Here is a 20023-nt window from a genome sequence, read left to right on the forward strand (position 1 = left end):
AAACGCGACTAACCTATCGATTGCCGCCAGCCCCTGTCAAGCCGTATGGACTTTTTCAGGCATTTTCGCATATGTTAGAGCATCCCAGTCGAGTCGACATTTACACACCCTGGTGGATAAGGCCGCGATCCGCTCGCGGACAGGTATCATGAACAGACCGATCGACAACCAGCATATTTTAGAGATCAATGCGCTGCCCTCACCCCGCGCGATCAAAATCAAGATCCCGATTACCGATCAGGCCGCAGCCCTGGTGGTCGACACACGAGAGGCCATCCGCCGGATTCTGCACGGTCAGGATCGCGATCGGCTCCTCGTCATTGTCGGCCCCTGTTCCATCCATGACCCCGAGGCCGCCTACGAATACGCCGCCAAGCTGAAACCGGTCGCCGATACCTTGGGGGATCGCCTGCTGATCGTCATGCGCACCTACTTTGAGAAACCCCGGACCACGGTCGGATGGAAAGGCTTGATCAACGACCCCCATCTCGACGGCACCTGCGACATTGCCACCGGCATGGAACTGGCGCGGACGATCCTGCTCAAGATCAATCAATCGGGTGTCCCCTGCGCCACCGAGTTACTCGACCCCATCTCACCGCAATATATTGCCGATCTGATCAGCTGGACCGCCATCGGCGCCCGCACCACGGAAAGCCAGACGCACCGCGAGATGGCCAGCGGCGTCTCCATGCCGGTCGGCTTCAAGAACGGCACCGAAGGGAGTCTGCAAGTCGCCGTGAACGCCATGACGTCGGCCCGCACCCCTCATCACTTTATCGGCATCAACGCCGAGGGCCAGATCTCGATCATTCGAACCGCGGGCAACCCCGACCGCCACATCGTTCTCCGGGGCGGCGGCGGCAAGACCAACTATGAAGCAGAACATGTCGCGAAGGCCGAGGCGGCCGTCGCCGGCGAAGGAATCGCACGCCCGATCATGATCGACTGCTCGCACGACAACTCCAATAAGGACCACCGCCGTCAGGGCCTCGTCGCGCGCGATGTGGTTCGCCAGTTCCGCGAGGGACGCCACTCCATCATGGGCCTGATGCTGGAAAGCAACCTGAACCCCGGCAAGCAGACCTGGAAGCAAGGCATCGCCCTGGCTCACGGCGTCTCCATCACCGACGCCTGTCTGGGCTGGGACGAGACAGAAGCCCTGTTGAACGAATTGGCCGACTCCATCATCACCCGCCCGGCCTGACGCAAGTCATTCAGAAAGACCTGTCAGAGGAAGGTCTTCCGCCATGTGCCCGATGCCTCACCCCTTGGTGAGGTCCAGATCCCCGTGCTAGGATGCGGCCGCCATGCTGATCGACACCCACACGCATCTCTACGACGCCCGCTACAACGACGACCGGGACGCGATAATCGCGCGCGCGCGCGAAGCCGGCGTGGAACAATTCGTCACCATCGGCTGCGACCTTGCCACGAGTGAATCCGCTGTGGCACTCGCTGATCGATACCCGTTTGTCCACGCCTCGATCGGCGTGCATCCGCATGAAGTGAAGCACATCCAGGACGGCTGGTACCACGAATTCCGCCGGCTGGCGAAGAGCAATAAAGTCGTGGCCTACGGGGAAATCGGATTGGACTACCACTACAACCACTCGTCACCGAAAGAACAGCGCGAACGGTTCCGCGAGCAGATCCAGCTTGCGCGCGAACTCCGGCTCCCAGTCATTATCCATACAAGGGAGGCCCAGGACGATACCATCGCGATATTGAAGGACGAGCGCGCGTCAGAAATCGGCGGGGTGTTTCACTGCTTTTCAGGAGATGCCAGGCTGGCGAAGGACGCGCTGGATCTGGGCTTCTACCTCTCGTTCTCAGGGATTCTCACGTTCCAGAATGCGTCCGCCCTGCGCGAGATCGCCAGGACGGCTCCGCTGGATCGCGTCCTGATCGAAACCGATTGCCCCTACCTCACGCCGGTCCCGCACCGGGGAAAACGCAACGAGCCGGCATTTGTCACCCATGTGGCAACGCAACTGGCGGCCATTCGCTCCGACGAAGCCGGCATGTCGCCCGAGAAAGTCGCCCTGGCCACGACACGCAACGCCAAGCGGCTCTTCAAAATCGCTTGAGATGCCGATTGCGCTGGCGCAAGGCCTTCGGAAGTTTCCTGGGGTTCCCCTTTTTATCCGGCCCCCGACGAGGAATTTCATCCTCTCCGGGATCTAATTCCTTCCCCCTCACCGCTCCTGATGAGCCGGGACTCCCCGCCAGCTTGCTCATGAACAAGGCCGCGGTCAGCGTCATGGCCCCATGGGCCCTGGCCGTCGCCATGATCTCATGATCAGAGCTCACGACGGCGCAGTCCGAGCCGTACTCGCGCACCAGGCGCTGAATCACCTGATCGGCCTTCTCCCCCCGCCGCGAATACACGACCAGCACGCCGGCCCGGTGCTCGCGCTGCTCCACCGGATGGCCCTGCTGCCACCCGTCGAACACCACGGTCAAGGCATGCCCTTTTCGATGGCGGTAGGCGGCCAAATCCTGCAGAAGGGATTCCCGCGCCATCTCCGATCTGGACGAGAAGCCACCCCCGAGGAGGTTATACCCATCGATAATGAGGTGCGTGGCCATGGTGGTTTCACGCTACCGGGAAGATTTCCCCTCTGTCAATGCATGGAAGTAACATGGACAAGCCCTTGACAAGCAGGGAGACATCTGAGAATGTTTTTTATCCCTCACAGCATTTGGTAGGAACATGCGACGACGGTCTTTCCTCTCGACCCATACTCTGCTACTGGCAGGCTTGCTCTGTCTCTGCAGTCTCCTGCCGGCTCCGTTCCACACCTCGTCGGACAGCGCCTTCGCAGCCGCCTCCGACGACCGGTCCCACCGCCCGCACAAGGGCAGGGCCAAAGGGACTCCGGCGTCTCTCATGCCCGCCACAGTACAGAACTTCCGTGTATTTTCCAGTCCCGGGCGCACCAGGCTGGTGATCGATCTGGATCGGCACACCAAGGTCGTTGAACACCAGCTCTCTTCCTCACATGACCTTCTGATTTCTCTGCCCAATGCGACGATGAGCCGATCCGCGCGGAGCAGACTCGAACGCGGCGTGGTACCGGCTCCCTTTCTGGTTACACAAGACAGCGCCCGGTCCATCACCGTCGCCCTCCCGACCGGGACCATCAGCCGGTACAAGCATTTTGCGCTCGAAAACCCTCCACGGCTTGTGGTGGATGTCACACCCGCATCCTCCTCGCCACCCGGGCCAGTCCCGGCGATCACCACCCCGGATAGCCGAGAGCTATCGCCGGCAGCCTTTGAACCGCCTCCGCAGCCGGCCGTACCGCAGGCGAAACCGTACAAAACCATCGTAGTGGACGCCGGGCACGGGGGCAAAGACCCTGGCGCGCGCGGCCTCCATGGGACCGAGGAAAAGGACATCACGCTCAAAGTCGCGTTGACCCTGAGAGACCTGCTGAGCCAGCAGCCTGGCGTGCGCGTCCTGATGACCCGCGACCACGACGTCTTTGTGGAATTAGAAGAGCGCGCCAAGTTCGCCAACCGCCATGAGGCCGATCTGTTCGTCTCCATTCACGTGAATTCCCATCCCTCCCGTTCCGTCAAAGGGATCGAGATTTACCACTTCGGACAGGCGAAGGATCAACGGGCCCTGGAGGTGGCCGCCAGAGAAAACGGCACCCCTCTCAACAGCACGGGTGTGGGAGTGGAATATCTACTCGCCGACCTGCTCACGACGAAAAAGATCGAAGAGTCGCAAGATCTGGCCTGGAACACCAAAGAATCCATGGTCGCCCGCATGAACGGCCACTACGATATGACCGACCATGGGGTCAAGACTGCGCCGTTCTATGTCTTACGCTATACCAGCATGCCCAGCATCCTGGCTGAAATCGCCTACATCTCCAATCCCTCGGAAGAATCGCTGCTGCGCAAGAACACCTTCGTCCGGGATGTGGCCGAAGCGCTGTTGCACGGCGTAAAGTCATTCCTGGCATCCGGCAAATTGACGGCCCGATAACCCACACACCACGCTCTCTGCCCCCGCCATGCCTACGATCAAGCTCACACTGGAATACGAGGGCACCCGGTACGCCGGTTGGCAGCGCCAACTCAACCAACCCACGATTCAGGAAGCGGTCGAGACGGCCATTGCCAAGGTCACACAGCAGCAGATCTCGGTCGTTGCCGCCGGACGCACCGATGCCGGCGTCCATGCGCTCGGACAAGTTGCCAGCTTCCGGATCGATCGGGAGATGACGCCCTATGAATGGACCAGAGCGCTCAATGCCCATCTCCCCCCCGACATCTCCGTCCGCGCCGTGGAACTGCCCTCAGCCGAGTTTCACGCCCGCCACAAGGCCAAAGGGAAACTGTACCGGTACCGTATTCTGAATCGCTCCGAACGGCCTGCGCTCGAACGGCTCGGAGTCTGGCATGTCCACAGGCCGTTATATGACGAGGCGATGAACCAGGCGGCGCTGCACCTGATCGGCGCCCATGACTTTTCATCGTTCGAGACCCAACCCACGGAAAACGAAGACCCGATCTGTCATATCCGGCAACTCACCGTGACCCGTGAAGACAGGGAGCTCCGCGTCGACGTGTATGCCGACCGCTTTCTCAAACAAATGGTCCGGAGCATCGTCGGCACCCTGGTCGAAGTCGGGACCGGAAAGCGTACGGCAGCCGGCATGCAAGACATCCTCGCCGCCCGCAATCGCTCAATGGCCGGCAAGACCGCCCCACCCCAGGGCCTGTACCTCGTACGGGTGGACTACGACTAACTTGCTGCCGCTTTCATTCACGATTGAAAATAGTCAGCGCTATACGCCCTCTAGCGGCTGCTGGCAAACTCTGTGCGATCCCTCGAACTCAATGAACTGAATTCGGCAAACGATATTCAAGAATAGGGGAAGACTGATTGCAGGGAGGATGGATACGGATTGAGGAGGGAGTAAAACTAGAACGGCAGTTGGGAGTCGCGGTTCTCGAGCTTCTTGCGGAGTTCGATCAACTCCTGTTCAAGCGCGGCGAACCGGTCGTTGATGGGATCAGGGAGGTTCGTTTGATCCATCGTCACATCGGGAAGCCGCTCGCCCTGCGTCTTGATGACGCGGGCCGGCACGCCGATGACGGTGGAGTTGGGCGGAACGTTTTTGATGACGACGGAATTCGCACCGATCTTGACGTTGTCGCCGATCTTGATCCCGCCGAGAATCTTGGCCCCGGCGCCGACCACGACGTGATTGCCCAGCGTCGGATGGCGCTTTCCGCGTTCTTTACCGGTGCCGCCCAAGGTCACGCCTTGAAAGAGGGTCACATAGTCGCCGATTTCGGCCGTCTCGCCGATCACAACCCCCATGCCATGGTCGATAAAAAACCCCGTGCCGATCTTGGCGGAGGGATGGATTTCAATGCCGGTCAGCCAACGGGCCAGTTGGGACAGGGCCCGCGGAAAGAACGGCACCCCATGGATTTTGAGCCAATGGGCGATTCGATAGATGAGCAGGGCGTGAAAACCCGCATAGGTCAGGATGACCTCCAGGCGGCTGGTGGCCGCAGGGTCCCGATCGAAAATGGCTTTCAGATCCTGCCGGATCGCGCTCAACATGGTGCTATCCTACGATGCTCAGAGGGCTTCAATCAAACAGACCGCATGGGCGTGCATGCCTTCCTCACGCCCCACCGCATCCAACCCTTCCCCGCTCTTCACCTTGACATTCACGAGATCGGGGTCGATGCCCATCGTCTGCGCCATCTGCTTCTGCATGGCGGAGAGAAAGGCGCTCAATCGCGGCGCCTGGGCCACGATGATCGTATCGACATTGACGACCCGATAGCCCTTCTTCGTGAGTTTGCCCATGACATCTTCGAGCAGCTTCAGGCTGGAAATCCCCTTGTACTTCTGATCCGAGCTGGGATAATGCCGGCCCAGATCGCCTTCCCCCATCGCGCCCAGCAGCGCATCACACACCGCATGCACCAGCACATCCGAATCCGAATGGCCCAGCAACCCTTTGGAATGCGGTACCTCGATCCCGCCGAGAATCAATTTGCGCCCACTGCCCAGGGGATGCACATCATACCCGCATCCCACCCGAATCTTCGTTGCCATTACCGACCTCCAGGCTGTCCGCCCCTGCGGGCTCCTAAAATCGCCTCCCCGATAATCATATCCTCAGGCCTCGTCACCTTAATGTTCTCCCCGCTCCCCTCGACCACAACGACAGGATGGCCGGCCCATTCAAACAGAAAGGCATCGTCCGTCGCATGCACGTTTTCGGCATGCGCCTTCCTGTGCGCGTCCTGCAACCAGGTCCGTCGAAAGGCCTGTGGCGTCTGCGCCAGCCACAAGGGTTGCCGATCGATCGTCCGACGGATACGATGCCCGGCCCCGACCTCTTTGACCGTATCGCGCATCGGCAGGGCCACGATGGCGCCGCCCACCTGGCGCGCTGCCGCCACGACGTCCTCCAGCATCTTCACCGTCAGAAAGGGCCGCACCGCGTCGTGCACGACCACGATCTCTGTCTCGTCCGCCACATGTTCGAGCGCATGGCGGACGGAGTCCTGCCGCTCTTTCCCGCCCGGGACCACTTTGGTGATTTTGGAGAATCCGTACCGGATCGCGAGATCGTTCACGCAATAGTCGAGGTCGGCTTGAGGAACGGCCAGGATGATCTCGTGGACACAGGCGGCAGACTGAAGGGCACGAAGCGAATGGACGACGATGGGTTCACCCCCCAGGGACAGAAACTGCTTGGGAACGGCCCCCCCCATCCGCAGCCCCTTACCGGCTGCAGGCACCACGGCAACCACACGAGGAGTCTGGCGGGGGAGCGGTTCGAAGCGAGGGGGATGAGCCATGGTCATAAGCAAGACCGCAGGCATTGAAAAGATCTGAGGCGTATTCTTTGCGATACGTTGAAGATCTTTTCATGCCGAGAACGAAGCAGATGGCCGTGGATCGTCCACCGCAGCCGAATCGCCTCCTCCGTCAGACTCCTAGCCACGAGCGACCTGCAACTCCTCTCGCTCGGTCTCTTCTTTCAACCGGGTAAAGATCATCCGGCCGGCCGTCGTCTGCAACACACTGGTCACGACGACATCGACATTCCGCCCGATGCACCGGCGCGCATTGTCCACCACAATCATGGTCCCGTCATCGAGGTACGCGACGCCCTGCCCCGCTTCCTTGCCTTCCTTCAACACAAACACACGGATCGTCTCCCCCGGCAACACGACAGGCCGCAAGGCATTGCACAGCTCGTTGATGTTCAGCACGCGCACCCCTTGCAACTCGGCCACTTTGTTCAGATTCAAATCGTTCGTCATGATGCGGGCGCCCACTTTCTTGGCCAGCACCACCAGCTTCGCATCGACTTCCTTCACGTTGGGGAAGTCCTCGTCCACAATCCGCACGTCCACATCGACCATTTTTTGAATCTTGTTGAGGACATCGAGGCCGCGGCGGCCGCGCGCACGCTTGAGCGAATCGGATGAATCGGCGATGTGCTGCAATTCGTTCAGAATAAAATGGGGAACCAGGAAGGCGCCTTCGAGAAACCCGGTCTCGCAGAGGTCCGCCACGCGGCCGTCGATGATCACGCTCGTATCCAACACTTTCAGGCTGGTCGAACTCCCGGACAGGTCCGTCGGCCGCTGCTTGGGGCCGGGCAATCCCTCCTGCCCGAACCGCGCTCCCATGACCAACCCCAGATACGGAAACCCCAGCAGAAACACCAGCCCGCCGATATGAAACAGGAACGTCTCCACGTCGAAGATTTCCCCGCCGACCCACTCGACCAGTCCCGTCATCAGCAACCCGGCGGCGAGCCCCGCCGTCCCGCCTACGATGATCCCGAATGAAAACGTCCGTAACGCATATTCGCCGGCGACGATGAGCCCGCCCGTGACAGCGCCGATTGCGAACCCGTACAACCAGAACGCTCCGCTGGCATTCTCGGCCCTCAAAAACAGGGTCATTCCCGCCAGCGCACTGAGAAGGATGAATATGGCTCGCGATACCATACCGGGCCCTCCTCTCACATGGATGCCCCTGTGAGGGACATCCTCTTACCGCGTCACGGCCGGAGCGTCAGATAAATCGTCCGTCCCTGCCGCTTCAATAACAGCAGCACCGCCTGATCGCTCGGGAGCTTGGCGGCGATCCGTTCATAGGCTTTCATCGACCCCACCGCTTGCCGGTTAATCTCGACGATCATATCTCCTTCCCGCACCCCGGTTTCTTCGGCCGCGCTCCCGGGTTTGACCCGAGCCACGACCACTCCACGCTCACCGGACTTGATCCCGTAGCGGCCGGCAAGATCTTCCGTCAACTCACGGACATCCAGGTCGGCCAGGACGCCGGTCGGCGCGGCCGATTCAGCCGCCTCTTCTTCACCGGCTTGCGCCATGGATTTGGGCTGTTCGACGATCGTCACATCCAGCGTCTTCGGCTTCTTTTCGCGCAGAAGCTTCACCGCCACCTTCTTCCCGACCGGAGTTTGCGCCACCGCGTTCCGCAGATGCGTGGGCGAATCCATCGGCTTCCCGTCATACTCCAGAATCACGTCGGCCCGCTCCAAGCCCGCTTTCTTGGCCGGGCTCTCATCCATCACATCGCTGACCAGCACGCCCTTGGTATCGTTCACACCGAATTGCGCGGCCAATTCCGGCGTCAGCTCCTGAATCGAGACGCCCAGCCAGCCACGAACGACCTTTCCGGTCTTCACCAGCTGATCCATGATCGAACGCGCCATGTTGCTGGGCACCGCAAACCCGATCCCCATGTTGCCGCCGCTCTGACTGAAGATCGCGGTATTGATGCCGGCCAGCTCGCCGCGCACATTCACCAGCGCGCCGCCGGAATTGCCGGGATTGATCGCCGCATCGGTCTGGATAAAGTCTTCGTACTCGGCAATGCCCGCCGCCCGTCCCAAGGCGCTGACGATGCCCAACGTCACGGTTTGGGTGAGCCCGAACGGATTGCCGACGGCCAGGACGAACTCTCCCACTTCAAGCAGGTCGGAATCCGCCCAGGCCACCGTCGGCAACCCGGTCGCCTCGATCTTGACGACGGCAATGTCCGTCTTGGGATCGGTCCCGATGAGCTTGGCTTTAAACTCCCGCTTATCCGACAAGGTAACGCGAATTTCATCGGCCTTGCCGACCACGTGATTGTTCGTGATGATCAGGCCGTTCGACTCGACGATCACACCCGATCCCAGGCCTCGCTCCTTGCGCTCCTTCGGCTGCTGCTGCTCGAAGCGGCGGAAGAATTCCTCGCCGAAAAACTTGCGAAAGAAGGGATCGTCGAACGGCGTGGCATGGGACCCTTCGGCCTTGCCGGTCTTGGCCGCATAAATATTGACGACCGCCGGTTTCACCGCCTTGGCAATCTCCACAAAGCTTTGGGTTCCCATCCCCGGCAGAATCGGCTGCGGTGCCGTGGAGACGGGTCTCACCTGGGGAGCGGGGCTTTCGGGCACGGCATGACCCGTCGGCAGCCACCCCAGATCTGACGCCACCACAAAGCCAATGATCATCCCCGCGGTGAGCAGCACCGCGGCCAGGATCCAGCTGCGACCTGATCCGGAGTTCCGATAATGACGTTCCATGTGTTATGCCGCCTCTTCCTTGTCTCTGTGGACGGACGTGCTATTGAACCTCGCCGGCATAGATGCCCATGATCGTGTGCAGGAACTTGACCGCTTCGGCCTTGGGGCGCTGGAAGGAATTCCGTCCGATGATGGAGCCAAATCCTCCGCCATCCCTGATGGCCCGTGCTTCGTCGAACACGTTCTGGTCTTCGCTCTTCGCGCCGCCGGAGAAGATCACGATCCGTCGGCCGTCGAAGGAACTCTGCACCACGTGCCTGACCCGCTCCGCCAGGGTCTTGATAGGAATCTGCGTCGAATCATAGACCTTCTTGGCGGCGGCTTGCTCCAGATGGGCGGTCGGAAGCTTCACCTTGATGATATGGGCGCCCAATTGCGCCGCAATCTGTGCGGCATAGGCCCCGACATCGATCGCCGTCTCACCTTCTTTGCTGAGAGAGGACCCGCGGGGATAAGACCAGACGACGACCGCCAGACCGGATGCCTTGGCTTCTTCGGTGATGGCTCGCAATTGTTCATACATCGTCTGGCAATGGGCCGAACCAGGATAAATCGTAAATCCCACCGCGACGCAGCCTAACCGCAAGGCGTCCCGGACACTGCTCGTCACCGACGGCAGCGGATCTTTCTCATCGTGGAGCACATCATGGTTGTTCAATTTCAAAATCAGCGGAATCTGCCCCGCGAAGTGGCTGGCTCCCGCTTCGAGGAATCCCAACGGAGCCGCGTAGGCATTGCATCCCGCATCGATGCCCAGTTGAAAGTGATAGTGCGGATTGTAGCCGGCCGGATTGGGGGCAAAGCTGCGGGCCGGGCCATGTTCGAATCCCTGGTCGACGGGCAATATCACGAGCTTCCCGGTCCCTGCCAATTTGCCATGTCGCAGCATGCGCGCCAGATTCGCCTTGGTGCCTGCATTGTCGCTTTCGTACCAGCTCAGAATTTCCTGCACCCGATCTGCCATGTCGCTCCTCCCGAACAGAATGACGTGAATGACGCCGGTTACGACCGGCCTTGAATAAACGCTTCGATGGTTTCAACATCCTGCTTGCTGCCGATCATCAACGGAACACGCTGGTGCAGCTTTTTCGGCTCCACCTCAAGGATGCGCATCGTCCCGGTGGACGCCCGCCCCCCCGCCTGCTCCACAACCATGGCCAGCGGATTGGCTTCATACATGAGCCGGAGTTTTCCCTCCGGCTTATCCGTCTCGCCGGGATAAAAGTACACCCCGCCGCCGAGCAGGACGCGATGGACGTCGGCAACCAGACAACCTGAGTAGCGCCCGCTATAGGGCCGTCCTGTAGCCTTATCAGAGACCTTCAGATAGTCCACATACTTCTGCATGCCCGGCGCCCATTTGTGGTAGTTGCCCTCATTCGCGGCGTAGACCTTCCCCCGGTCAGGGATCCGGATCTGTTCATGCGAGAGCAGATATTCTCCAATGCTGGGCTCAAGGGTAAACCCGTGGACGCCGTGCCCTGCCGTATAGACGAGCATCGTGCTGGAACCGAACAGCAGATAGCCTGCCGCGACCTGTTCCAGCCCTTTTTTCAACATATCGCTCTCGACCGGCTGACGGTCGTTGTTCTCGTACCGGAGGACGGAAAAAATAGCGCCAAGCGGCATATTGCAATCGGTATTGGACGACCCGTCCAGCGGGTCGAAGAGCAGCATGTATTTCCCCTGCGGCCAGTTCTCCGGCAACGACACCATCCGTTCCATTTCCTCGGACGCCAGGGCACACACCAGTCCATGCTGTTGAAAGGCGCGCAAGAAGGTGCCGTTGGCAATTTCGTCCAGTTTCTTCACCGTCTCACCCTGGACATTCGTCTCGCCTGTCGTCCCAAGGATGTTGATGAGGCCCGCGCGCCGGAGGTCATGGGCAATGACTTTCCCGACCAGACCGATCTGGCTCAGCAGACCGGAAAACTCTCCGGTCGCACCGGGGTGCTGCGACTGGCTGCGAATGATAAAGCGGCCTAATGTAAGGGGAAATTGTCCCATAGTGCCGTCAGTATAGCGGGTTTACGTGCGCCCGGCAATGAAAGTTCCTCCCCTCATTGCAGCTTCGCCACTTCGGGAATTCCCTCGATAAGATCCGCCACAATCGATCCGATGACGACTTTCGCCTTCATTCTCAGAGGAATGCGACGGGCATCGGTCGTAAACCACACGCGAATATTGCCCTGGTTCAGAAAAATGCCCTGGAACGGCATGATCACGAGCACCTGGGCCGTTTCAAGCCTGCCCCAGGGCCCTTCTAATGTATCGATATCTTCAACCCGTACTTCGATCTGACGGACTTTCTTATCGTGATACACATTTAAGCCCAGCGAAGCCCCCTGCTTGAACGGCAGCTGACTGCGCACATAATAGAGACAGGAGATCAGGTCCTGGGTCCCGACAGGGATCGGCACCGTTTCGGTGGTCCCCCCTCGCACGGCAGTCACCGTGCCGTCCTTCCGATGAAACGTGTACTCGATATCTTCCTTCTTTTTCCCTTCCCGCCTGCGGAAGGTCATATGTTCCGGGAGAAGAGCCGTCAGATCCGTCAGCGATTCGACGCGGTTATCGACAGGGAAGAACCTGGTGACCATAGGACTCGACACGGCGGTCGTCACGAACGTCCCCATCACCCGATCGCCGGCGCTCTCCCCCGCCTTGACCTCCATGACCGCTGTTCCCGCACTGATATTTAAGAATGAAATGTCGTAGGTCAACCGTTCGCCGACCTGGAAGGGCCGCGCGGCCTGCGCAAGACCATCGGCCCCAAGGCTCAGGACCGGAATACCCAAGATAAGGGGCAGGAGGGCGATGGAGAAGAGCGCCGGTATGGAGAAACGGGTTTTGAGGAAATCGAGCGGGACAGAAACTTGACTCTTCAGTGTATCGCAGTATGCATTCTCTCCACTGCCTCCCCTTTGTAAGGGGAGGAGGAGCGGAGTCGAGTGCCCAGTGGCGGCGGCATAATCGGGAAGACTCGGCCTGCCCACGTAGCCACCCCCAGGCTTCGACCTCCCCTTGCCCCTCCTTACGAAGGAGGGGGACGATGTAGGCCGACAGGCATCGCTCCAAGCGTGAAAACTAGTTTTCGTACCGGTACAAGACTCGGAGGAGCCTGAACAGCGAAGCATCCACACTAGTGTCCCAGAAACCGGCGCGCGTCCGCCAACTCAGCCTCCACGATCGCGCGAATCGCGGTGAGTTTTTCGGGGGAGAGAGCCTCGAACCGCAAGACCAGCGCCGGTTGAGTATTGGACGCCCGAATCAGGCCCCACCCGTCGTCGAAAATCGCGCGGACTCCGTCGATCGTCACCAGCTCCCTGACGCGACGCTGATCGGGCCCCAGCCCCTGTTTGGATGTGACGTATTCCTCGAACCGGCTGCGGACCCGCTTGACGACGTCGAACTTGATCGTATCGGGAAGATCGACACGAATTTCCGGCGTCACGGTCGTATCTGGCAGATCGGCAACCAGGCCGGACAGTGGAATCGCCCGCTTCGCCAGAATTTCGACCAGACGGCAGGAGGCATAGACGGCATCGTCGTACCCGAAATAGCGATCGGCAAAAAACATATGGCCCGACATTTCTCCCGCCAAGACCGCTTTTTCCTCCTTCATCTTGGCTTTGATCAAGGAATGGCCGGTTTTCCACATCACGGGACGACCGCCATGTCTGGCAATATCGTCGTACAAGCTCTGTGACGCCTTCACCTCGGAAATGATCGTGCTGCCGGGTTGTGCCGCCAGAATGTCCCGCGAGTAGATCACCATCAGGCGGTCGCCCCACAGAACGTTCCCCTGCTCATCGACCGTACCGATGCGATCGGCATCACCGTCATAACCGATGCCCACATCCGCCTTGTGATCCTTCACGGCCTGCATGAGGTCGGCCAAATTCTCCAGGACGGTGGGATCGGGATGGTGGTTGGGGAACCGGCCGTCCAAATCGCAATACAACCCCGTCACCTTGCAGCCCAACAACTCCAGCGCCTCCTTTGCAACCAAGGCGGCGGCGCCATTGCCACAATCCATCACCACATGGAGATGGCCGGCCTTCACCCCGGCGAAACTTCGCTTGAGATAGGCCAGATAATCGGGAATGATCGGGTGCTCCGACCGAGTACCCTGGCCGGACACGAACTCCCCCTTCTCCATGACCCGGCGAAGCTCCTGAATTTCCTCGCCATGAATCGCCTCTTTCCCCACACAAATCTTGAACCCGTTGTACTCGGCGGCGTTGTGGCTGCCGGTAATCATGATGCCGCCGTCCACCGGCAGTTGAAACAGCGAGAAGTAGACCAACGGAGAGGGACAGATGCCGATGTCGATGACATTCAAGCCGCCGGCCAGCAACCCCTTGACCAGCGCCTGATGCAGTTGGGGCGAACTCAGGCGGCCATCACGCCCCACACTCACCGTCTTCACCCCGCGCCCCTGGACATGTGTGCAGTAGGCCCGCCCGACCAGCTCGGCAATGTCTTCGGTCAGTTCCTTCCCGACAATTCCTCGTAAATCGTATTCGCGGAATAATCCCATCTCTCTCCTTCTAGGCGAGAGGCTCGTGGCGATGGGCGAGAGGTCCATGCCCTTGCCTCATGCCTCGCGCCTCGCGCCCGGCAAATCTACGTTCCGCCCGTAATCGTCTTTGAACCGCACGATGTCGTCCTCGCCCAAATACGGGCCATTCTGCACTTCAATAATATGCAACGTCTCCTGGCCGGGATTTTCCAACCGGTGTTGGGTTTCGACCGGGATCGCCGTACTCTGTCCTACTTGGAGATCGAACACGTCCCCCCCTCTGGTCACCCGCGCCGTTCCGGCGATGACCACCCAGTGCTCACTGCGCTTGTGATGGAGCTGGAGCGACAACCGCCCGCCGGGATTGACCGTCACCCGTTTCACTTTGAAACCGGGGCCCTCTTCCAAAATCGTATAGGATCCCCAAGGCCGAAAGACCGTCAGATGCTCCAGATGCTCCGGCGCTTTTTGCCGCTTCAGCACCTCCACGATCTTCTTCACATCCTGCGCGCGCGACTTGGGACAGACCAAGGTGGCATCGGGCGTATCCACCACCACCATGTCCTGAAGTCCGATGGTAGCGACCACCCGCTGATCCGCATAGACAATCGACCGTGCGCTTTCAAGATCGACCACGCGCCCGGTCATGACATTCCCGGACTTATCTTTCTTTGCGACCTCGTCCAGACTCCCCCAACTGCCCACATCGGACCAACGGAACGTCACAGGGACCACCGCCGCCTTGGAGGACAATTCCATGACCCCGTTATCGATGGACACAGACAGGGCCTGGCGATAGATGTCATCGATCGTCGTCTGGGAAGCCCCGGCAGCCTTCAGCGCTCCGATACGATCCGCGACTTTGCCCAATTCAGGCTGGTGTCGGCGGATTTCATCGAGAATCGTCGCCGCGCGCCAGACGAACATGCCGCTGTTCCAATAATAATTTCCCGCCTTAAGATACTGAGCCGCCTTCGCCGCATTTGGTTTTTCAACAAACTGCTGCACGCGGTAGCCCTTCAGCTTCCCCTGTTTCCCAAGAATCGCTCGCCCGTTGGGCTTGATATAGCCATACCCCGTCTCGGGCCTGATCGGCTTTATCCCGAAGGTGACCAGATAACCCTGCTCTGCAAGCTGCACCGCCAATGACACCGCGGACTGGAAGTCCCGCTGCCCGGTCACCACATGATCCGCCGGCACCACCAACATGAGCCCTTCCGGATCGCGCCGCAGAACTTCGAGCGCGGCCAGCGCAATGGCCGGCGCCGTATTACGCCCTTCCGGCTCCAGCACAAATCCCTGGGTGAGGTCGTGCTTCCAATCGGCGAGCTGAACACGAATCAACTCCGCCTGTGCGGCGTTCGTGGAGATCAGAACCTGGGAGGAGGGCGCGCACCCGCACACCCGCTGCATCGTTTGCTGAATCAGCGTCCGGTCCCCGCCGATCTTGAGCAACTGCTTCGGAAACAAATGCCGGCTTAGCGGCCAAAAACGGGTCCCGCTGCCCCCGGCCATAATGACAGGATACAACCCGGTCTTACCTTTGCGTATCATGCAACCTCACCGTTTCGATCCGGAAGCGGACTCGGGAAGGGTGCGGGCTTGGAGCAGCAACTCCACAATTTCCCGAACGGCCCCCTCTCCGCCTTTTTTCCGGCACACGTAATCGACCGCAGCACACACCACCGGCATGCCATCGGCCGGCGCCGCGGAAAACCCGACGGCGCGCAACGATTCCAGATCGTTCACGTCGTCGCCGATATAGGCAACTTCCCCGAGAGACAGACCATGCCGGCCGGCCATCTCACGAATCAGGGTCAGCTTGTCCATGACCCCCTGGTGCACCTCAGAAATCGCCAGCTTCTCGGCCCGCCGTGCGACGATCTTCGTCCGCTCCTGCGTCACAATCGCCGTGATGAACCCGGCCTTTTGCAGAAGTTTGATTCCCATCCCATCGCGGGTGTTGAACTTCTTCCACTCGTCTCCCGACTCCGCATAGTACATCCCGGCATCGGTGAGCACCCCATCCACATCGGTGGCAAAGAGCCGGATAGCCCGTAAACGGCCCTGTAAAGACCTGCTACGAACCGGTACCACTTTTGCTTTTCGCTTTACCATCTCACCCTCATCATGAACCTGGCGCTAGGGAAGAACCCCTATCAGGAGCCCATCTTACCGATCTGCGCAGACTTTACAAAGAAAAATGACGCGACAGAAGACAGGCAACTCGATGCTGCCGGTGGGCTGTGAAAAGAGGCTGCTCGGCTTTCATAAAGGCCCTCAGGGGTTCGCGCCAGGGACGCCCCCTGATCCCCCAAGAGTGAAGCAGATCGAGCCTCAGCACCGAATAGCCTGGAGGCCGAGCCAATCGGCGCGCTGCTTGGAAAGACCAGAGCTGGGGGGCCGGAGAATCTTGTTCATCGTAGGGGCTCTGCTTCCAACCAGAAAAGACGCGGTCGGTCGAAGTGCAAATCCCTCGAACTCCGACCAGGGCGCCTGCGACCTGTTCTGTTTTCGACACATTGATCGCCATGACTCGACCCGGCCCTCGCTCGGCGCCATCGACATCGGCATAGACGACGGCATGAATGATGAGATCGGATGTGGCCTCTATTATGTCCCGCCCGGGGTCTGTTGCATCAGGTCGAAATCGGGACGATTCTTGGGGCTGTCCGTATGGGAGGGAATGTTTCGCCACAACTGGCTCCCTAGCCGCCCATTGGCGCCGGCTGGCATCAGGATCCGCATGCGGTCCCTTCTTCCAAGCGACGGCGATATTGTTCCTCGTAGTACTGCCTGAATTCGCCGGACTTGATCCGGCGCCACCAGCTTTCATGCTCTTGATACCACCGCAGCGTCGCGCGTAACCCCTCCTCAAATGGGATCTGCGGGCTCCAGCCAAGACCACGCAGCCGGCTGCAGTCCACCGCGCAGCGCCGGTCATGCCCGGGGCGATCCGTTACAAAGCGCAAGAGATCTTTTGATTTACCCAGGCACGCCAGAATCTGCTCGGCCACCGTAAGATTCTCCCGTTCATTCCCGCCTCCCACATTGTAGACCGTACCCGCCTCACCATGCAGAAGCACCTGTTCGATACCTGCACAATGGTCTTCGACGGCCAGCCAATCGCGGCATTGCCGGCCATCCCCGTACAACGGCAGCAACTGATCATCGATCGCATTCGTCACAAACAGCGGAATGAATTTTTCCGGATACTGGTTAGGCCCGTAGGTATTGGTCCCCCGTGTCACGACGACGGGAAACCGATAGGTTGCCCAATAGCTGAGCGCCAACACATCGCCTCCTGCTTTGCTGGCCGAATACGGGCTGCGCGGTGCCAACAGATCCCCTTCGTTCGACATCCCGGTCTCCACACTCCCATAGACCTCGTCGGTGCTCACCTGGAGAAATCGCCGCACACCTGCGCGACGTCCGGCCTCAAGCAACACCCCCGTCCCCACGACATTGGTCCGCACAAAACTTGCCGGATCGAGGAGAGACCGGTCGACATGCGTCTCGGCTGCACAATTGATGATCCCTTCAATCCGGTGCTCCCGGATGAGCGCCTCGACCAGCGGCTGGTCGCAGATATCCCCCCGCACAAAAGCATGGCGGCCATGTCCGTCCAAATCCCCAAGATTCGCAAGGTTGCCGGAGTACCGAAGGGCATCGAGCGTGACAATATGATGTTCAGAACGAGAAAGCAGCCGATGCACGAGATGGGATCCGATGAATCCGGCTCCGCCGGTCAGAAGAATATTCATTGACTATCCGAGATGATTCGCCCCGGTTTGGCTGACCAGTTGATTGGCGCGCAGCAGGACCCCATCGCCCCCGCAAATGTTGTCCCCGGCCCAGCCCGAGTAACTTGGCGACTATATTGCATTTATGAATACGGGGAGAAAGGGGCGATCCGATAAAATCAGGAAACCTGCTGAGGAGCCGTCGGGGTGAAACTCGGAATACGCGCTCGCAACTGCTGCAATACCGCCGCTTCATTCCAACGGGACAGACTCGTCTCCAGATTATCGACCCATTGATCGAGATCGTCCGGCCGTGGGGGACCAACGGCTCGATTGATTTTGGCATGAGCCGTCGGCTCCACCTGCTCATGCTCGTCAAACAACTCCTCATAGAGTTTCTCGCCGGGCCGTAAACCCGTGAACACAATCTCGATGTCTTTTCCCGGTACCAACCCCGACAAGACGATCATATTCCTCGCTAAATCGACGATCCGAATCTGTTCTCCCATATCGAGCACAAACACCTCGCCGCCTTGCCCGAGCACACTCGCCTGCAAGACCAACTGAACGGCTTCGGGAATCGTCATGAAAAACCGTTTGATCTCAGGATCCGTCACCGTGATCGGGCCGCCCCTCCGAATCTGCTCGGAAAACAATGGAACGACGCTCCCGTTGCTCCCCAGGACATTCCCGAACCGCACCACGGTAAATTTGGTTTTCCCCCGACGATTGAACCCCTGAATCACCTGCTCCGCAATCCGCTTGCTCACCCCCATGACGCTGGTGGGATTCACGGCCTTATCGGTCGAAATCAATACGAACCGATCAACCCCTGCCTCCAGCGCCGCCTGGGCAACAGTGCGCGTGCCCAACACATTGTTCCGTACCGCTTCCTTGGGATTGAGTTCCATCAACGGCACATGCTTATGCGCGGCCGCATGGAAAACCAGATCCGGGCTCGTCTGCCGAAACACTTCCGTGACGCGCTCGGAACTGGTGACGTCCCCGATCACGGGCAGGACGCCGACAGCTGGAAACGCCGCGCGCAACTCCAGCAACAACGAATGCAAGGAATTTTCGTACCGCTCGAAGAGCACCAGCGATTCGGGCTTATAGAAGGCGATCTGCCTGCACAACTCCGATCCGATCGACCCACCGGCCCCCGTCACCAATACCGTCTTTCCTTCAATGAGGGGATGCAACTCCTGCCGATCCGTCTGGACCGGCTCCCGCTGGAGCAGATCTTCCAGGCTCATAGGCCGCACTTGTTGCAGAGACACGGGGTCGCCCAACAACTCCTTCACATTGGGCAGGATTTTGATCGGCGCGGTGCAGCCTTCTGATGCCGCCAGGATTTTCTGTTTCGTGACGGTCGAAGCGGAGGGCAGCGCCACGATGATTTCCCGCACCTCCAAACGATCCGCAACCTGCTTGATCTCGCCGATCGTCCCGACCACGGGAATGCCGTGAATCTTCATCTTCCGCTTCACGGGATCGTCATCGATAAATCCGACGGGACGGCTGTGGTAGCTCGGATCGGACAACATATCCCTCACAAGCAATTCCCCGGCACGGCCGGCACCGACGATCAGCACGCGTCTCGCCGTCGGCGCGACGATCTGAAGCCACTCCCGAAACCAGCGAACGGCCATCCGGATGCCGGCAATATAGAGCCCGCTCAGGAGGCCTGTGAGAATAATGATCGAGCGCGGATACTCGGCTAATCCAAAGACAAGGTGAACCACCACGAAAAACGCGGCTGAACCGGCAAGAGAGGCCCAGAAGATACGCCCCAGGTCATGCAGCCCGACATAGCGCCACAACCCCCGTTGGATACCGAACACCCGCAGCCCGCCCCAATAGATCGCCAATACAGCCGGCAGATAGCGCCACATCATCCGATCGTATGGCGCATGAATATCGCCCTCGAAGCGCAACGTAAACGCCGTCAGGTGCGCCGCCACAATCAGAGCCAGGTGGGTTGCGACGACAAGAAGCGATCGGAAACGCAGGACCAATTGGCCGTACTTTCCTGCCACTGTGTGAAAGATGTGACTGGCAGTGCTTTTCACAAGGCTCCTTGCATCTTCGGGCTACACTCCCGGCGTCAACACGGCCGCTTTGGCCGCTCGATGCACCACCGGTCGCTT

The 20023-nt window shown here is 59.7% G+C and carries 20 protein-coding genes; 4 read left to right on the forward strand and 16 right to left on the reverse strand.

The window, feature by feature from the left end:
* Window positions 1–148 precede the first annotated feature (148 nt).
* Together ACO9S2_RS02890 and ACO9S2_RS02895 are read left to right on the forward strand one after the other, a co-directional pair.
* Window positions 149–1207 (forward strand): 3-deoxy-7-phosphoheptulonate synthase, encoded by a 1059-nt coding sequence (locus tag ACO9S2_RS02890; RefSeq protein ID WP_423720345.1) that lies wholly within the window; start codon window positions 149–151, stop codon window positions 1205–1207.
* 103 nt (window positions 1208–1310) lie between these two features.
* Window positions 1311–2090, forward strand: a complete 780-nt coding sequence (locus tag ACO9S2_RS02895; RefSeq protein WP_423720347.1) for a TatD family hydrolase — start codon at window positions 1311–1313, stop codon at window positions 2088–2090.
* Here ACO9S2_RS02895 and ACO9S2_RS02900 read toward each other — a convergent pair.
* On the reverse strand, window positions 2077–2592 hold the full coding sequence (locus ACO9S2_RS02900) for an NYN domain-containing protein (protein WP_423720348.1): 516 nt from the start codon (window positions 2590–2592) through the stop codon (window positions 2077–2079). The two genes, ACO9S2_RS02895 and ACO9S2_RS02900, sit on opposite strands and share 14 nt — an antisense overlap.
* Before the next feature lie 124 nt (window positions 2593–2716).
* Between ACO9S2_RS02900 and ACO9S2_RS02905 the strand changes: the two genes are divergently transcribed.
* Both ACO9S2_RS02905 and truA read left to right on the forward strand, forming a co-directional pair.
* On the forward strand, window positions 2717–4003 hold the full coding sequence (locus tag ACO9S2_RS02905; RefSeq protein ID WP_423720349.1) for an N-acetylmuramoyl-L-alanine amidase family protein: 1287 nt from the start codon (window positions 2717–2719) through the stop codon (window positions 4001–4003).
* A gap of 28 nt (window positions 4004–4031) precedes the next feature.
* A complete protein-coding gene (gene truA / locus ACO9S2_RS02910) occupies window positions 4032–4769 on the forward strand; it encodes a tRNA pseudouridine(38-40) synthase TruA (RefSeq protein ID WP_423720351.1) in 738 nt (245 codons plus the stop codon).
* Window positions 4770–4945: 176 nt separating this feature from the next.
* On the opposite strand, the gene cysE is transcribed toward truA, so the two are convergent.
* The 15 genes from cysE to ACO9S2_RS02985 all read right to left on the reverse strand — a co-directional run bounded on the left by cysE (window position 4946) and on the right by ACO9S2_RS02985 (window position 19945).
* Window positions 4946–5596: a serine O-acetyltransferase gene (gene cysE, locus ACO9S2_RS02915; RefSeq protein ID WP_423720352.1), complete on the reverse strand. Its 651-nt coding sequence runs from the start codon at window positions 5594–5596 to the stop codon at window positions 4946–4948.
* Between the two features lie 18 nt (window positions 5597–5614).
* Window positions 5615–6100 carry a 2-C-methyl-D-erythritol 2,4-cyclodiphosphate synthase gene (gene ispF / locus ACO9S2_RS02920; RefSeq protein WP_423720353.1) on the reverse strand — a complete coding sequence of 162 codons (486 nt, stop codon included), beginning with the start codon at window positions 6098–6100 and terminating at the stop codon, window positions 5615–5617.
* On the reverse strand, window positions 6100–6876 hold the full coding sequence (gene ispD, locus ACO9S2_RS02925; RefSeq protein WP_423720354.1) for a 2-C-methyl-D-erythritol 4-phosphate cytidylyltransferase: 777 nt from the start codon (window positions 6874–6876) through the stop codon (window positions 6100–6102). The genes ispF and ispD overlap by 1 nt, the downstream gene beginning before the upstream one ends.
* A gap of 114 nt (window positions 6877–6990) precedes the next feature.
* Window positions 6991–8016 carry a PIN/TRAM domain-containing protein gene (locus ACO9S2_RS02930; RefSeq protein ID WP_423720355.1) on the reverse strand — a complete coding sequence of 342 codons (1026 nt, stop codon included), beginning with the start codon at window positions 8014–8016 and terminating at the stop codon, window positions 6991–6993.
* Window positions 8017–8069: 53 nt separating this feature from the next.
* Window positions 8070–9605, reverse strand: coding sequence for a DegQ family serine endoprotease (locus ACO9S2_RS02935; RefSeq protein WP_423720357.1), 1536 nt, complete (start codon window positions 9603–9605; stop codon window positions 8070–8072).
* A 40-nt stretch (window positions 9606–9645) separates the two neighbouring features.
* Window positions 9646–10569: a class I fructose-bisphosphate aldolase gene (locus ACO9S2_RS02940; protein ID WP_423720358.1), complete on the reverse strand. Its 924-nt coding sequence runs from the start codon at window positions 10567–10569 to the stop codon at window positions 9646–9648.
* Window positions 10570–10607: 38 nt separating this feature from the next.
* Window positions 10608–11612, reverse strand: a complete 1005-nt coding sequence (fbp, locus tag ACO9S2_RS02945; protein WP_423720360.1) for a class 1 fructose-bisphosphatase — start codon at window positions 11610–11612, stop codon at window positions 10608–10610.
* Window positions 11613–11665: 53 nt separating this feature from the next.
* The gene (locus tag ACO9S2_RS02950) at window positions 11666–12601 is read right to left on the reverse strand and encodes a DUF3108 domain-containing protein (RefSeq protein WP_423720361.1); all 936 of its coding nucleotides are present in this window, start codon (window positions 12599–12601) and stop codon (window positions 11666–11668) included.
* A gap of 146 nt (window positions 12602–12747) precedes the next feature.
* On the reverse strand, window positions 12748–14148 hold the full coding sequence (locus tag ACO9S2_RS02955) for a phosphomannomutase/phosphoglucomutase (protein ID WP_423720362.1): 1401 nt from the start codon (window positions 14146–14148) through the stop codon (window positions 12748–12750).
* A 57-nt stretch (window positions 14149–14205) separates the two neighbouring features.
* Window positions 14206–15684: a mannose-1-phosphate guanylyltransferase/mannose-6-phosphate isomerase gene (locus ACO9S2_RS02960; RefSeq protein ID WP_423720363.1), complete on the reverse strand. Its 1479-nt coding sequence runs from the start codon at window positions 15682–15684 to the stop codon at window positions 14206–14208.
* Between the two features lie 6 nt (window positions 15685–15690).
* Window positions 15691–16248: a KdsC family phosphatase gene (locus tag ACO9S2_RS02965; protein ID WP_423720365.1), complete on the reverse strand. Its 558-nt coding sequence runs from the start codon at window positions 16246–16248 to the stop codon at window positions 15691–15693.
* Between the two features lie 73 nt (window positions 16249–16321).
* Entirely contained in the window at window positions 16322–16747 is a 426-nt protein-coding gene (locus ACO9S2_RS02970) for a sugar nucleotide-binding protein (protein WP_423720704.1), read from the reverse strand.
* Window positions 16744–16878 carry a hypothetical protein gene (locus ACO9S2_RS02975; protein WP_423720711.1) on the reverse strand — a complete coding sequence of 45 codons (135 nt, stop codon included), beginning with the start codon at window positions 16876–16878 and terminating at the stop codon, window positions 16744–16746. Before ACO9S2_RS02975 ends, ACO9S2_RS02970 begins: the two co-directional genes overlap by 4 nt.
* Window positions 16866–17894 (reverse strand): dTDP-glucose 4,6-dehydratase, encoded by a 1029-nt coding sequence (gene rfbB / locus ACO9S2_RS02980; protein WP_423720367.1) that lies wholly within the window; start codon window positions 17892–17894, stop codon window positions 16866–16868. The genes ACO9S2_RS02975 and rfbB overlap by 13 nt, the downstream gene beginning before the upstream one ends.
* Window positions 17895–18052: 158 nt before the next feature.
* Window positions 18053–19945, reverse strand: a complete 1893-nt coding sequence (locus ACO9S2_RS02985) for a polysaccharide biosynthesis protein (RefSeq protein WP_423720368.1) — start codon at window positions 19943–19945, stop codon at window positions 18053–18055.
* Window positions 19946–20023 lie beyond the last annotated feature (78 nt).

Origin of the sequence: Nitrospira sp. NS4, from assembly GCF_049546785.1 — a bacterium.
In the GTDB taxonomy this organism is placed as follows: Bacteria; Nitrospirota; Nitrospiria; order Nitrospirales; family Nitrospiraceae; genus Nitrospira_D.